This window comes from Pseudomonas sp. CM27 (assembly GCF_013179515.1).
Taxonomy (GTDB): Bacteria; Pseudomonadota; Gammaproteobacteria; order Pseudomonadales; family Pseudomonadaceae; genus Aquipseudomonas.
Genome location: NZ_JABMCN010000157.1, coordinates 1 through 13,917 on the forward strand (window position 1 = coordinate 1; position 13,917 = coordinate 13,917).

At 63.7% G+C, this 13,917-nt stretch carries 13 protein-coding genes; 9 read left to right on the plus strand and 4 right to left on the minus strand.

Annotated elements, in window-relative coordinates:
- Window positions 1-196 precede the first annotated feature (196 nt).
- Both rhtA and HP547_RS18925 read left to right on the plus strand, forming a co-directional pair.
- On the plus strand, window positions 197-1,084 hold the full coding sequence (rhtA, locus tag HP547_RS18920; protein ID WP_172228296.1) for a threonine/homoserine exporter RhtA: 888 nt from the start codon (window positions 197-199) through the stop codon (window positions 1,082-1,084).
- A gap of 189 nt (window positions 1,085-1,273) precedes the next feature.
- Complete coding sequence (locus HP547_RS18925; RefSeq protein WP_172228298.1) at window positions 1,274-1,555, plus strand: hypothetical protein; 282 nt, start codon at window positions 1,274-1,276, stop codon at window positions 1,553-1,555.
- A 39-nt stretch (window positions 1,556-1,594) separates the two neighbouring features.
- On the opposite strand, the gene HP547_RS18930 is transcribed toward HP547_RS18925, so the two are convergent.
- A complete protein-coding gene (locus HP547_RS18930) occupies window positions 1,595-3,403 on the minus strand; it encodes an aminopeptidase P family protein (RefSeq protein WP_172228300.1) in 1,809 nt (602 codons plus the stop codon).
- A gap of 219 nt (window positions 3,404-3,622) precedes the next feature.
- Between HP547_RS18930 and HP547_RS18935 the strand changes: the two genes are divergently transcribed.
- A complete protein-coding gene (locus HP547_RS18935; protein WP_172287073.1) occupies window positions 3,623-4,741 on the plus strand; it encodes a DUF3182 family protein in 1,119 nt (372 codons plus the stop codon).
- The gene (locus HP547_RS18940; protein WP_172228304.1) at window positions 4,725-5,495 is read left to right on the plus strand and encodes a S9 family peptidase; all 771 of its coding nucleotides are present in this window, start codon (window positions 4,725-4,727) and stop codon (window positions 5,493-5,495) included. The genes HP547_RS18935 and HP547_RS18940 overlap by 17 nt, the downstream gene beginning before the upstream one ends.
- Here HP547_RS18940 and HP547_RS18945 read toward each other — a convergent pair.
- Both HP547_RS18945 and HP547_RS18950 read right to left on the minus strand, forming a co-directional pair.
- Window positions 5,474-5,854, minus strand: a complete 381-nt coding sequence (locus HP547_RS18945; RefSeq protein ID WP_172228306.1) for an antibiotic biosynthesis monooxygenase — start codon at window positions 5,852-5,854, stop codon at window positions 5,474-5,476. The genes HP547_RS18940 and HP547_RS18945 overlap by 22 nt on opposite strands.
- Window positions 5,855-5,942: 88 nt before the next feature.
- Window positions 5,943-6,926, minus strand: a complete 984-nt coding sequence (locus HP547_RS18950) for a GlxA family transcriptional regulator (RefSeq protein WP_172228314.1) — start codon at window positions 6,924-6,926, stop codon at window positions 5,943-5,945.
- An 82-nt stretch (window positions 6,927-7,008) separates the two neighbouring features.
- Between HP547_RS18950 and HP547_RS18955 the strand changes: the two genes are divergently transcribed.
- Window positions 7,009-7,557, plus strand: coding sequence for a cysteine hydrolase family protein (locus HP547_RS18955; RefSeq protein ID WP_172228308.1), 549 nt, complete (start codon window positions 7,009-7,011; stop codon window positions 7,555-7,557).
- Between the two features lie 30 nt (window positions 7,558-7,587).
- Here HP547_RS18955 and HP547_RS18960 read toward each other — a convergent pair whose 3' ends face one another.
- Window positions 7,588-8,151 (minus strand): XRE family transcriptional regulator, encoded by a 564-nt coding sequence (locus tag HP547_RS18960; protein WP_172228310.1) that lies wholly within the window; start codon window positions 8,149-8,151, stop codon window positions 7,588-7,590.
- A gap of 83 nt (window positions 8,152-8,234) precedes the next feature.
- On the opposite strand from HP547_RS18960, the gene HP547_RS18965 reads away from it, so the two are divergent.
- The 4 genes from HP547_RS18965 to HP547_RS18980 form a co-directional block, all read left to right on the plus strand.
- A complete protein-coding gene (locus HP547_RS18965; protein ID WP_172287074.1) occupies window positions 8,235-9,185 on the plus strand; it encodes a DMT family transporter in 951 nt (316 codons plus the stop codon).
- Window positions 9,186-9,334: 149 nt separating this feature from the next.
- On the plus strand, window positions 9,335-12,250 hold the full coding sequence (locus tag HP547_RS18970; RefSeq protein WP_172287075.1) for a monovalent cation/H+ antiporter subunit A: 2,916 nt from the start codon (window positions 9,335-9,337) through the stop codon (window positions 12,248-12,250).
- Window positions 12,250-12,594 (plus strand): Na+/H+ antiporter subunit C, encoded by a 345-nt coding sequence (locus HP547_RS18975; protein ID WP_003250128.1) that lies wholly within the window; start codon window positions 12,250-12,252, stop codon window positions 12,592-12,594. Before HP547_RS18970 ends, HP547_RS18975 begins: the two co-directional genes overlap by 1 nt.
- Window positions 12,591-13,917 (plus strand): monovalent cation/H+ antiporter subunit D (locus tag HP547_RS18980; RefSeq protein ID WP_172287076.1); only part of this gene is annotated, 1,327 nt, incomplete at its 3' end. The genes HP547_RS18975 and HP547_RS18980, both read left to right, overlap by 4 nt.

Consider the following 13,917-nt stretch of genomic DNA (forward strand, 5'->3'; position numbering starts at 1 on the left):
TTGTCGCTGGAAGTGGGGCGCATTATAAGGGGATTCGAAAGGGCGTCAACCTTTAATTTCAAGAAAGTGAAATATACGGGGAAAAGACCATATCAAGACCGCCAGGTGCCCGCCACAACCCCCTTGCACCACCCAACCACCTTTGCGCACTATACTGCGCACACCCCCAAGCCCGCCCAAGGATTCCCCCACCTAAATGAACACCCAGCCCCGCAGCCTGGCCGCTACCCTCTTCCCGATCGGCCTGCTGCTCATCGCCATGGCCTCGATCCAGACCGGCGCCTCCCTGGCCAAAAGCATGTTCCCCATCATCGGCGCTCAAGGCACCACCACCCTGCGCCTGATCTTCGCCAGCATCATCATGCTGTTGATCCTGCGGCCATGGCGAGTGCGCATGACTGCCAGCGCACTGCGCAATGTCATCATCTATGGCATGGCCCTGGGCGGCATGAACTTCCTCTTCTATATGGCGCTGCAAACCGTACCGATCGGTATCGCCGTTGCGCTGGAGTTCACCGGCCCGCTGGCAGTGGCGATCTTTTCCTCGCGGCGGGCGATCGACTTCGTGTGGATCGGCCTGGCCATCGCCGGCCTGCTGCTGTTGCTGCCAGCAGGCCACAGCGGCCAGGCACTCGACCCGGTGGGCGCGGCCTACGCCCTGGGCGCTGGTGTCTGCTGGGCGCTGTACATCCTGTTCGGGCAGCGTGCCGGCGCCGAACACGGCATCCAGACTGCGGCGCTAGGGGTAGTGGTCGCCGCCCTGTTCGTCGCCCCCATCGGTATTGTCCACGCCGGCGCCGCACTCCTGACGCCCGCCGTGATCCCGATGGCGATTGGAGTCGCAATACTCTCCACCGCCCTGCCCTACAGCCTGGAAATGGTTGCCCTTACGCGCATTCCGGCGCGCACCTTCGGCACCCTGATGAGTATCGAACCGGCGTTCGGTGCGCTGTCCGGGCTGCTGTTCCTCGGCGAGGTGCTGACGGTTACCCAGTGGCTGGCGATTCTGGCAATCATTACCGCCTCGGTCGGTACGACCCTGTCCATGCGCAAGGAGCCGAGCCCGGCCATCGCCGCAGACTGATATGAGAAATATTTTCATTTGAGACGGGAATAGTGATTGAAGCGACCCGTCTCGCTGATTAAGCTGTCACAGAATCATCATCTTTACGCTATCTACTGAGCCGACCACGGACGCTGGGGAACTTTCAGGAAGATTCGAAGCGATAACGACAGGGCCAGACACTGGACCGCCCTGCATTTAAGGACAGGAATGAAACGTATTTTGCTCATCCTGGCCATCTTGGCAATTGCTGGATGTGCCGCCACGGCCAAGACTGAGGTCAAACGCGGGAAGAAGGGGCTGCATATCAATTGCTCTGGCCTCTCCTCCTCATGGGACAAGTGCTACAGCAAGGCCGCGAGTTCGTGCAGCGCACGAGGCTACAGGGTCATCGCCCGCTCAGGTGACACCGACGAAGAGCAGGGTGACTACCTGTTCGGGATCAACCCGGCGGGCTACACCAGCCGCAGCATGATCGTCGTCTGCAAGTAGCAACAGGGCAGCGCTGAAGCTGCCCTTTTAATTTGCTCCTTAGAGGGGTGCGGTACGCGCCTCCAGCCAGGCCAGCGCTTCGCCATTGAGCAGGGGCGCCAGGCGCTCGCGCACCGTGGAGTGATAGTCGTTCAACCACTGCAGCTCTTCCTCGGCCAGCAACTTGGGCAGCAAGCAGCGGGTGTCGATCGGGCACAGCGTCAATGTCTCGAATTTCAGGAAGTCGCCGAAGGCACTCTTGCCCGCCTCACGGTTGACTACCAGGTTTTCGATGCGCACGCCCCACTGGCCGGGGCGATACGTGCCCGGTTCGATCGAGCTGATCATGCCCGCCTGCATCGCGGTCTGCGGCGTGGCTGCCGCCTGGTAGGCAATCACTTGCGGCCCCTCATGAACGTTCATGAAATAGCCCACCCCATGCCCCGTGCCGTGACCATAATCGACCTGGTCAGCCCACAGCGGAGCCCGGGCGATGGCATCGAGCAACGGCGACAGCACCCCGCGCGGGAAGCTGGCGCGCGACAACGCGATCATGCCCTTGAGTACGCGCGTGCAATCCTGCTTCTGTTCAAGGCTGGGCTCGCCCACCGGCACCATGCGGGTGATGTCGGTGGTACCCCCCAGGTATTGCCCACCCGAATCGATCAGCAGCAAACCATCGCCCTCGATGACCGCATGTGCGTGCTCGGTGGCACGGTAATGCGGCATCGCGCCATTGCCATTGAAAGCGGCGATGGTCGAGAAGCTCAACGAAACGAAACCTGGGCGGCGTGCACGCGCAGCGCTCAGTTGCTCGTCGATGGTCAACTCGGTGATGACTTCCCGCCCCAGGCTGGCCTCGAACCAGGCGAAGAATTCGCATAGGGCAGCGCCGTCCTGCTCCATCACCTGACGAATGTGCACCAGGTCTTCGCCACCTTTGCATGACTTGCTCAGGGTAGTGGGGTTGACCCCCTCGACCAGCTCCACCTCTGCAGGCAGGTTATCCAGCAAGCCGCAGGTGACCCGCGCCGGATCCACCAACAGCCGGCCGCTGGCCGGTACCGCACCCAGCGCCTGGCCTGCTTCGTTATAGTCGCGCACCTCGATGCCGTCGGCCGCCAGCACCTGACGCAGGTGCGCATCGAGCTTGTCCGGGCCGACAAAAAGGATGGCCTGTTGCTGATTAATCAGGGCGAATGCCAAGAACACCGGATTATAGGAGACGTCGCTGCCCCGCAAGTTGAACAGCCAGGCAATGTCATCGAGGGTAGCGATGAAGTGCCAGTCGACCGCCTTGGCGTGCATGTCCTTGCGCAGCTGCGCGAGCTTTTCCGCCCGGCTCACCGTGGCGTGTGGCGGCAAGTGCTGGTACACCGGGTTACCTGGCAGACCCGGGCGCCCTTCCCAGGCCTGCCCAAGCACGTCCTGGTCCGTCACCAGTCGCGCCCCACGGGCCTTGAGCCGTTCGCCCAACTGGCGTGCCGACGCCAGGGCCATGACCGCACCATCCACCGCGACGCTACCCTCCAACTTGACGTTTTCACCCAGCCATTCCAGCGCACCGGGTTTGCCCGGCACAAGCTTCATCAGTTCGATGCCGCTGCCGGCCAGCTCATGCTCCGCCTGCTCCCAATAGCGGCTGTCGACCCACAAGCCGGCAAAGTCAGGGGTGACCACCAGCGTGCCCACGGAGCCGTGAAACCCCGACAGCCACTGGCGCCCCTGCCAGTAACCGGGCAGGTATTCGGAAAGGTGCGGGTCAGCCGAAGGCACCAGCAAGGCATCGATGCCGCCGGCGGCCATGGTCTGGCGCACGCGCGCCAGTCGCTGCGGTACGCTTGGCTCAAGGGTGGTCTGAACGTTCATGCGCTCTCCTGCGGCTACATCACGGTTGGTCCAATGCTCCGATAATGGAACAGCCGCCCAGCCCCTGCAATCACGTCGACCAAGACAAGGCATGTATTGCCCGCCATGCCTTGTGCAATCAGACGCTTCCTACAACCGGGCGAGGACCACCGATCACGTCCTACTGAACTTCCGCAAGATGCCGGCTTCACACGCAGTACATTCACTGCACACAGGCAAATGACCATGCCCAGTGTCTGCAAGCCGAAAACTGCCGTGGTGCTGCTCGACACCCGCGCCAGCACACCCGATCACGAGCGTGCCGTACACCAGAAGCTTGCCGATGGCCTGGCGCGCCTGCTGGGTTGCCCGCACATGAAACCGGCCGACCCGCCAACCGCCGACGACGGCTACTACTACTTGCCCACCGAAACGCTGATCGACCCCCAGCGACAGGCCACCATCGGCATCTGCGACGAGCAGGACCTGTTCGGCGGCGTGGTCACCAGCCCCTATATGGCGACCAAGGCGATCTCCCACCCCCTGCCCGCCAATGCAAGCTTCCCGCCTGGCTGGACCGATGCCTTCGCCCGGCAGGCCAGCGACGCCCTGCTGCGCGGCTATACCGTGTTCAGCAAGGCCGACGCCCGTACCGCTGCTCAGCTGTTGCTGATGGACGGCCCGTTGCGGGTCAAGCCTGTGCTGGCCTGTGCCGGCCGCGGGCAGCAGGTTATCGACAGCGCGGATGCGCTGGAGCCCCTGCTGGCCAGCATGGACGACCAGCAGCTGGCATTGTGGGGACTGGTGCTTGAAGAAGACCTGAGCAAGGTCGAAACCTTCAGTGTCGGCCAGGTGCGCGTTGCCGGCCTGACCTGCAGCTATCACGGTACCCAGCAGCTGACCCACGACCATCAAGGAGCCGAGGTCTATGGCGGCTCGGACCTGGTGGTGGTACGTGGCGACTATCAGGCGCTGCTGCAACTGCCACTGGAAGACCACCTGCGCCTGGCGATCAACCAGGCCATTGCCTACGAGCAGGCTGCCGAGCAGCACTTCCCGGGCTTCATCGCCTCACGCCGCAACTACGACATTGCTCGCGGCCGCGACCCTCAAGGCCACCTGCGCAGCGGTGTACTCGAGCAGTCCTGGCGCCTGGGCGGCGCCAGCAGTGCCGAACTGCTGGCCCTGCAGGCGTTTGCCGACGACCCTGCATTGCAACGAGTGCACGCGTCCACCCATGAAGTGTTCGGTACCCCTGACCTCCCCTCTGATGCCACCCTCTTCTATCAAGGAAACGACAGTGAACTCGGACAACTCAGCAAATTTGCGCGGATTCGCGAGCATGGCCATTCAGAGTGAAACCGTTGAACTGCAAGTTGAAAACGACAGCATCGTTGGCACCCTGGTCAGCCCCGGCAGCCAGATGCCGGGCATTCTCTTCGTGCACGGCTGGGGCGGCAGCCAGCAACGCGACCTGGCCCGTGCCCGGCACATCACCGGGTTGGGTTGCGTATGCATGACCTTCGACCTGCGCGGCCATGAAAAAACCGCAAGCCAGCGGCTGACCGTCACCCGCGAGCAGAACCTGCAGGACCTGATGGTGGCGTACGACCGGCTTGCCGGCCACCCCGCGGTCGATCCGCAGGCGATCGCCATCATCGGCAGCAGCTATGGTGGCTACCTGGCGACTTTGCTGACCCGCGAGCGGTCGGTCAGATGGCTGGCCCTGCGGGTACCCGCCATGTACTGGGACGATGAATGGGATATGCCCAAGCAAACCCTCGACCGGCAACGGCTGAACGCCTACCGCCAGCGACCGCTGGGCCCGGCCGACAACCGTGCGCTGGCGGCCTGTGCCGAATTCAGCGGGGATGTGTTGCTGGTGGAGTCCGAGCAGGACGACTATGTGCCGCACAGCACGCTGATGAGCTACCGTTCGGCTTTCATCAGCGCCCATTCGCTGACCCATCGTATTGTCGACGGTGCCGACCACGCATTGTCCAGCGAGGAGAGCCAGAAGGCCTACAGTTCGATCCTGGCGGCCTGGGTCAGCGAAATGGTCATCGGCGCCCGACTGGACCGCTATCCGCACTATGCACCTTGGTACGCCTGAGGGTTGCCCACCTGGCAATGCAGGCCGCCATCTTCACCCCGTACCAGGCTGCGTACCGCCTGGTACGCGGCAAAGTTGACGCCACGCGCCTGGTGCCGGGCAAGCAGTTCAAGGAACGGCTCCTCGACAAAGCAGGCAGCCGCCGCAGCCCACGTCTGACGCGACTGCCACTGCAGGTACTGGAGTACCCGGCTGCCGTCGTCGCTGGCCTGGATGCTGACACCTTGCAGCCCTTCGCAGCGGTTAGCCAGCGCCTCGCTGCGGGCTACCAGGGCCTGGACCAGGGCGTGCTGGTATATGCTCGGCACTTGGTATTCGATCATCTGTGTGAACCACAGGGCATGAGGGCTTGCCGTCATCAACGGTCTCCTGGTCAAGGACGCATGCAGCGCGATGCACGGCAGGGTAAAACCTCAAGCAAGGTCAAGGTCAAGTGGTTTCCGAGCCCTACCCTGTCACCGCAAACCGCCGCCGGTAATCGCTCGGCGTCAGTCCGGTGATGCGTTGGAACACTTTGCGAAACGCACTTGCGTCCTGGTAACCCACGCCCCAGGCGATCTGCTCGACATTGCGCCGGGTGAATTCCAGCAAGCGACACGCCCGCCCCACCCTGACCTGCTGGCAGTACTCGGTCGGGCGCAAACCCGTGGCTGCCCGAAAGCGCCGCAGGAAGGTGCGTTCCTCCAGCCCGGCGCACGCCGCCATTGCAGCAAGGCCTGCATCCTGCCCGCGATCGCCCTGCAGCCAGTGCTGCACTTTCAGCACAGCCTCGTCGCCGTGGTCCAGGCGCGGGTTGAACACCGCACCAGGTAACGGCGTCGCGACCGGATCGACCGCGAGGTAGCGGGCCGTCTCCCGCGCCACCGTTGCTCCCTGAAACCGTTCCAGCAAACGCAGACCCAGGTCGGTCCAGGCCATCAGCCCGGCCGAAGTGACAATGTCACCGTCATCGAGCAACGGCTGCTGAGCCTCTACCCGCACTTTTGGATAACGCTGGGCGAGTGCATGCACGTAGTTCCAGTGGGTACAGGCCGGGCGGCCATCGAGCAGGCCGCTGGCGGCGATGAAGAACACCCCGATACACACCGACGCCAGCACTGTGCCGCTCGCGTGGAGCTGACACAAAGACGCGCGGTGGCGCTGGAGCAACTCGCCCGGTGGTGCCGATTCCAGGCTTGGCGGAATGATCAGTACGCGCAGGCCCGGTACAACGACTGGCGAGCTATCAACAGCTGGCAACAACTGCCCTGCCGCATCTGCCTGCCAATAGCTGATGCGCACCGGCGGCAAGTCGACGGCGCCCAGCTCGGCAGCAACCCGGTTGGCCACCAGGAACAGGTCGGCCAGGCCATGCACGGCGGCGCGCTGCACGCCGGGATACAACAGCAGGCCAATGTCCAGGTTGGCAGAGGTGTCAGTTTTTGCCCGCATAGTGTCGGTCACGCCAATCGTCAGGTCGGTGCACACAGCCTATAACTAACCTCACACAACGACTACTGCCACAGGAGGCAGCATGAGCAAGCAAGCGCTGATCATCATCGACATCCAGAACGACTACTTCCCGGGCGGCAAGTGGGCCCTGGAGGGTGCCGACCAGGCGGCCGACAATGCCGCCAGGCTGCTGGCAGCGGCGCGCCAGCGCGGTGACCTGGTGGTGCATGTGCGCCACGAGTTCGACAGCGCCGATGCGCCATTCTTCGCGCCTGAGTCGCCTGGCGCGGCCATCCACCCCAAGGTCCAGCCACTGCAGGATGAACCCGTGGTGCTCAAGCACAAGGTGAATGCGTTCCTTGGCACCAACCTCAAGCAGACACTGGACCAGCACGGCGTCGAGGCCCTGACCATCGCCGGCAGCATGAGCCACATGTGCATCGACGCCGCCACCCGGGCCGCGGCCGACCTGGGCTATGAGGTGACCGTGGCGCACGATGCGTGTGCGACGCTGCCGCTGGAGTTCAACGGCAAACAGGTGCCGGCAGCGCAGGTACATGATTCGGCGATGGCGGCGCTGGCGTTTGCCTATGCCAAGGTGGTGAAGACTGACGATTTGATGAAGGACTGACACAGGTCCCGAGTGGCCGATGAGACTCGATCAGATCACAACATTGCGCACGAACCGGACTGCCACCGTCGCATCGTTGCGATAGGCATACCGGCAATTGCTGGGGAACACATGAAACTGCCCCTCAAGCAGGCGAAACTCGATGTCCTCGATGACTAACGTCAGTTGCCCTTCAGCCACGTAGATCTGCTCGCTCCAGCCCTCCGCATCGGCCTCGCTGGAATAGCACTCGCCCGGCGCCAGCGTCCATTCCCAAAGCTCCACCTCGCGGCGGGCCGGGCTGGTGCCGAGCAGCACTGCCCGGCTCTGCGGACACTCGCCGGCCCAGGCCAGTTCGTCGATACGCCCCGGATCACGCTGGTCAGGTGCCTGAATCAACGTACTGAAGGCCACGCCCAAGGCTTCGGCAATCAGGTCAAGAGTGGTCAGGCTGACATTCTTTTCCCCTGCCTCGATGGCCACCAGCATGCGCCTGCTGACCCCGGAGCGTTCGGCCAGCGCCGTCTGGCTCAGGCCGCAAGCGTTACGCAGGCGGCGGACGTTGTGGCTGACATGTTGCAGCACGGATGCGCGGTGCGAAGAATCTTTGTGCACTATATTGCTCACTGGTCGATATTGCGCAGTATACTGCCCACTTTGCGGCGATTGTGCGCCGCCCCCTCCGAGTCCGCAAGAGCATGAGCCAGCCCAGCAACAAGCCGACACCCGCCATTACCTTTCGCCTGAGCAAGGCCGAACTGGTGCTGGTGTTCATCACCATGTTGTGGGGCGGCACTTTCCTGCTGGTGCATAACGTGATGACCGTGAGTGGCCCGATGTTCTTCGTCGGCCTGCGTTTTGCTGCGGCCGCGCTGTTCGTTGGCGTGGTGTCGGCGCGGGCGTTACCCGGGCTGACCTTCACCGAACTGAAGGCCGGCATGCTGATCGGCGTAACCATCATGCTTGGCTATGGCCTGCAGACCATGGGCCTGCAAACCATCAGCAGCAGCCAGTCTGCATTCATTACCGCGCTCTACGTCCCCTTCGTACCACTGCTGCAATGGCTGGTCCTGGGCCGGCGCCCTGGCCTGATGCCCAGCATCGGCATCTGTCTGGCCTTTGTCGGCCTGATGCTGCTGGCCGGCCCGGAAGGCGGCAGCCTGCACTTCAGCGAGGGAGAGATGGTGACGCTGGTCAGCGCGGTGGCCATCGCTGCCGAAATCATCCTGATCAGCCGCTACGCCGGCCAGGTCGATGTGCGCCGGGTGACCGTGGTGCAACTGGCGACTGCCTCGCTGCTGGCATTCCTGATGATCGTACCGACTCAGGAGCGCATTCCCGACTTCTCCTGGCTGCTGCTGGCCAGTGCCGTGGGCCTGGGCGCCATGAGCGCGGTCATACAGGTGGCGATGAACTGGGCGCAGAAGTCGGTCTCACCCACTCGCGCCACCCTCATCTATGCCGGAGAACCGGTGTGGGCCGGGATCGTCGGGCGCCTCGCCGGCGAACGCCTGCCGGGCGTGGCGCTGCTCGGCGGCTTGCTGATCGTGATTGCCGTAGTGGTCAGCGAGCTCAGAATACGCCGCCCACGCGAAGCTGCCGACGCGCGTGAAGTGCAAGCAGAAGGCGAACGCCAGGCCGGGCTGTAAAGCGGTAAACAGCAGCTATGCTTTGTAAAGAAATGTTATAAAAAAACAGCTTGTCACAGCCTCTTTGTAGGATCCTGCGACAGCTTGCGTGTTGGTGATCATCCCCTCGGCACGTATGATCCTTGGCAAACTTCTCAGAATAGAACGCTATGTCATTGATAGTGCTATTGCTTCTGCCGTTCGTGGGCAGTTGCCTGGCAGCCGTGCTGCCGCACAACGCACGTAACGCCGAGTCCGTGCTTGCCGGGCTCGTGGCCCTGGTCGGCACTGTCCAGGTAGCACTGCTGTACCCCCAGGTTGCCGATGGCGGTGTGATTCGCGAAGAATTCCTGTGGCTGCCCAGCCTGGGGCTGAACCTGGTGCTGCGCATGGACGGCTTTGCCTGGCTGTTCTCGTTGCTGGTACTGGGCATCGGTACGCTGGTGTCGCTGTATGCGCGCTACTACATGTCGCCGCAAGACCCGGTACCGCGCTTCTTCGCCTTCTTCCTCGCGTTCATGGGCGCCATGCTGGGCCTGGTGATCTCTGGCAACCTGATTCAGCTGGTGTTCTTCTGGGAGCTCACCAGCCTGTTCTCGTTCCTGCTGATCGGCTACTGGCACCACCGCGCCGACGCCCGCCGCGGCGCCTACATGGCGTTGATGGTGACCGGCGCGGGGGGGTTATGCCTCCTGGTGGGGGCGCTTCTGCTCGGCCATGTGGTCGGCAGCTACGACCTGGACAAGGTCCTGGCTGCCGGCGACACCATCCGCCAGCACGCGCTGTACCCGGTGCTGCTACCGCTTATCCTGCTCGGTGCGCTGACCAAGAGCGCACAGTTTCCCTTCCACTTCTGGCTGCCCCATGCAATGGCAGCGCCTACTCCGGTATCGGCCTATCTGCACTCGGCGACCATGGTCAAGGCCGGGGTGTTCCTGCTGGCACGCCTATGGCCGGTGCTTTCCGGTAGCGAGGAATGGTTCTGGATCGTCGGCGGCGCCGGCGCCCTTACCTTGCTGCTCGGCGCATTCGCGGCGATGTTCCAGAACGACCTCAAGGGCCTGCTGGCCTATTCGACCATCAGCCACCTGGGCCTGATTACCCTGCTGCTTGGCCTGAACAGCCCTCTGGCTGCCGTCGCCGCGGTGTTCCACATTCTCAACCACGCCACCTTCAAAGCCTCGCTGTTCATGGCCGCCGGCATCATCGACCACGAAAGCGGCACCCGTGACATCCGTCGCCTCAGTGGCCTGATACGCCTTGTCCCGTACACCGCCACCCTGGCCATGGTCGCCAGCGCCTCGATGGCCGGCGTGCCATTGATGAACGGCTTTCTGTCGAAAGAAATGTTCTTCGCCGAGACCGTGTTCATCAGCAGCACCGCCTGGGTCGAAGCGACATTGCCGGTGATCGCCACTCTGGCCGGCACCTTCAGCGTCGCCTACGCCTTGCGATTTACCGTCGATGTATTCTTCGGCCCCCCCGCCCAGGACTTGCCCCACACCCCGCACGAGCCGCCGCGCTGGATGCGCGCCCCGGTCGAGCTGCTGGTGCTGACCTGCCTGGTGGTAGGGATATTCCCTGCGCAATCCGTCGGCCCCTTGCTGGCCGCTGCGGCCATGCCGGTAGTCGGCGGCACCTTGCCGGAATACAGCCTGGCCATCTGGCATGGCTGGAATGCCCCGATGATCATGAGCCTGGTAGCCATGAGCGGCGGTATCCTCCTGTACCTGTTGCTGCGCAAGCAGCTACAGCTGGGCCGATTCCCCTATCCACCGCTGATCGGACGGTTCAACGGCAAGCGCCTGTTCGAGCATGGCCAGGTCCTGCTGATGGTAATGGCACGGCGCATAGAGCGCCTGCTCACCACCCGTCGCCTGCAGTCGCAGCTGTTCATGCTGGTGGTAGCCGCATTCCTCGCTGGCCTCACGCCCATGCTCTACAGCGGCCTGACCTGGGGTGAGCGGCCGAAGATTCCGGGTTCGGGGGTGTTCGTCGCGCTGTGGCTGATTGCCATTGCTTGCGCTATCGGTGCCGCTTACCAGGCCAAGTATCACCGTCTGGCAGCACTGATCATGGTCAGCGTTTGCGGCCTTATGACCTGTATCACCTTTGTCTGGTTCTCCGCGCCCGATCTGGCGCTGACCCAACTGGTGGTGGAAGTGGTCACCACCGTACTGATCCTGCTAGGCCTGCGCTGGCTGCCGCGACGTATCGAAGGCGTGTCGCCGCTGCCCGGCAGCCTGGAGCGCGCGCGCATGCGCCGCCTGCGCGACCTGCTGCTGGCGGTGTTGGTGGGTGGTGGCATGGCCGTGCTGTCCTACGCCATGCTGACCCGGCCAACACCCAACGACATTTCCTCGTTCTACCTGAGCCGGGCGCTGCCACAGGGCGGCGGCACCAATGTGGTCAATGTGATGCTGGTGGACTTCCGTGGCTTCGACACCCTTGGTGAAATCACCGTGCTGGTGGCCGTGGCCGTGACGGTGTTTGCCCTGCTGCGGCGCTTCCGCCCACCGAAAGAGAGCATGCAACTGCCGGCACAGCAACGCCAGCTGGCACCGGACGTGGTTACCGACCTGATCAACCCGCGGCATGCCACCGACACCGCGCTGGGCTTCATGATGGTGCCCGCAGTCCTGGTGCGCCTGCTGCTGCCGATCGCCCTGCTGGTGTCGATGTACCTGTTCATGCGCGGCCACAACCAGCCAGGTGGCGGCTTTGTCGCCGGCCTGGTGATGTCGGTGGCGTTCATCCTGCAGTACATGGTGGCCGGCACCCAGTGGGTCGAGGCACAGATGAGCCTGCGGCCGCTGCGCTGGATGGGCACCGGGCTGCTGTGCGCGACCCTGACCGGGGTTGGCGCCATGCTGCTCGGTTACCCGTTCCTCACCACGCACACCGCCCACCTGCACCTGCCGCTGCTCGGCGACGTGCACGTGGCCAGCGCGCTGTTCTTCGATGTCGGCGTGTACACCGTGGTGGTCGGCTCGACGCTGCTGATCCTCACTGCCCTGGCGCACCAGTCGGTGCGTGCCTACCGCCCGGGCACCCCGTCGAAAACCAGCCAAGCAGGAGCCGTCTGATGGAAGAAGTGATTGCAGTCGCCATCGGCGTGCTGGCCGCCTCGGGGGTGTGGTTGATCCTGCGCCCGCGTACCTACCAGGTGATCATGGGCCTGTGCCTGTTGTCGTACGGGGTCAACCTGTTCATCTTCAGCATGGGCAGCCTGTTCATCGGCAAGGAGCCTATCATCAAGGACGGGGTTACCCAGGACCTGCTGCACTACACCGACCCCCTGCCGCAGGCGCTGGTGCTCACTGCCATCGTCATCAGTTTCGCCATGACCGCGCTGTTCCTGGTGGTGTTGCTGGCCTCGCGCGGCTTGACCGGCACCGACCATGTGGACGGTCGGGAGCGTGACGAATGAGCGGCATGAGCCAACTGATCGTCGCGCCTATCCTGCTGCCACTGGTCACCGCAGCCGTCATGTTGCTGCTGGGCGAGAAAAATCGGCAGCTCAAGGCCCGACTGAACCTGCTGTCGACCTTCGCCGGCCTGGGCATCGCAGTCAGCCTGCTGATGTGGGTACGCACCCAGGGCCAGGCAGAGTCGATTGGCGTCTATCTGCCGGGCAACTGGCCGGCCCCATTCGGTATCGTGCTGGTAGTGGACCACCTGTCGGCCCTGCTGCTGACCCTGACCGGCATCATCGGTTTCAGCGCCCTGCTGTTTGCCCGCGCCCGTTGGGACGGCGCCGGGGCCAGTTTCCATGCGCTGTTCCAGATCCAGCTGATGGGCCTGTACGGCGCCTTCCTCACCGCCGACCTGTTCAACCTGTTCGTGTTCTTCGAGGTGCTGCTGGCGGCCTCCTATGGCTTGCTGCTGCACGGCTCGGGCCGCGCCCGGGTCCGCGCCGGCCTGCACTATATCGCTATCAACCTGTTTGCCTCTTCGCTGTTCCTGGTAGGCGCGGCGATGCTGTATGGCGTCACCGGCACCCTGAACATGGCCGACCTGGCACTGAAGATTCCGCTGGTGCCAGAGGCCGACCGTGGCCTGCTGCACGCTGGTGCGGCGATCCTGGCCATGGCATTCCTGGTCAAGGCCGGTATCTGGCCGCTGAACTTCTGGTTGGTGCCTGCATACGCCTCGGCCAGCGCACCGGTGGCCGCCCTGTTCGCCATCATGACCAAGGTCGGCCTGTATGCCGTGCTGCGCCTGTGGACGCTGCTGTTTTCCGGACAGGCCGGGGCCTCGGCCCACTTTGGCGGTGAGTGGCTGGTGTACGGTGGGCTGGTCACCTTGGCGGTAGCGGCCGTTTCGATCCTGGCCGCGCAACGCCTGGAGCGCATGGCGGCCCTCAGTATCCTGGTCTCGGCCGGCACCCTGCTCGGCGCTGTCGGCTTCGCCCAACCGGCGCTGACCGGTGCCGCGCTGTTCTACCTGGTCAACTCGACGCTGGCGCTGTGCGCGCTGTTCCTGCTTGCCGAACTGGTCGAACGCTCACGCTCGGCCAACGAAGTGCCGCTGGAGGACGAGGAAGGCGCCTTGCCGCCGCTGCTGGAATCGCTGCACCCGCCCAAAGGCATCAACCTCGACGATGAACAAAAAGCCGTAATCGGCCAGATCATTCCGTGGACCATGGCCTTCCTTGGCCTCAGCTTCATCGCCTGCGCACTGCTGATCATCGGCATGCCGCCGCTGTCGGGCTTTGTCGGCAAGCTCAACCTGATCAGTGCACTGTTCAACC

Excerpts from the sequence above, each read along its gene's own strand:
- HP547_RS18930 (WP_172228300.1), bottom strand. The coding sequence starts at position 3,403 with ATGAACGTTCAGACCACCCTTGAGCCAAGCGTACCGCAGCGACTGGCG.
- HP547_RS18970 (WP_172287075.1), top strand. The coding sequence starts at position 9,335 with ATGTCATTGATAGTGCTATTGCTTCTGCCGTTCGTGGGCAGTTGCCTG.
- HP547_RS18950 (WP_172228314.1), bottom strand. The coding sequence starts at position 6,926 with ATGCGGGCAAAAACTGACACCTCTGCCAACCTGGACATTGGCCTGCTG.
- HP547_RS18940 (WP_172228304.1), top strand. The coding sequence starts at position 4,725 with ATGGCCATTCAGAGTGAAACCGTTGAACTGCAAGTTGAAAACGACAGC.
- HP547_RS18945 (WP_172228306.1), bottom strand. The coding sequence starts at position 5,854 with ATGACGGCAAGCCCTCATGCCCTGTGGTTCACACAGATGATCGAATAC.
- HP547_RS18965 (WP_172287074.1), top strand. The coding sequence starts at position 8,235 with ATGAGCCAGCCCAGCAACAAGCCGACACCCGCCATTACCTTTCGCCTG.
- HP547_RS18925 (WP_172228298.1), top strand. The coding sequence starts at position 1,274 with ATGAAACGTATTTTGCTCATCCTGGCCATCTTGGCAATTGCTGGATGT.
- rhtA (WP_172228296.1), top strand. The coding sequence starts at position 197 with ATGAACACCCAGCCCCGCAGCCTGGCCGCTACCCTCTTCCCGATCGGC.
- HP547_RS18975 (WP_003250128.1), top strand. The coding sequence starts at position 12,250 with ATGGAAGAAGTGATTGCAGTCGCCATCGGCGTGCTGGCCGCCTCGGGG.
- HP547_RS18955 (WP_172228308.1), top strand. The coding sequence starts at position 7,009 with ATGAGCAAGCAAGCGCTGATCATCATCGACATCCAGAACGACTACTTC.
- HP547_RS18935 (WP_172287073.1), top strand. The coding sequence starts at position 3,623 with ATGACCATGCCCAGTGTCTGCAAGCCGAAAACTGCCGTGGTGCTGCTC.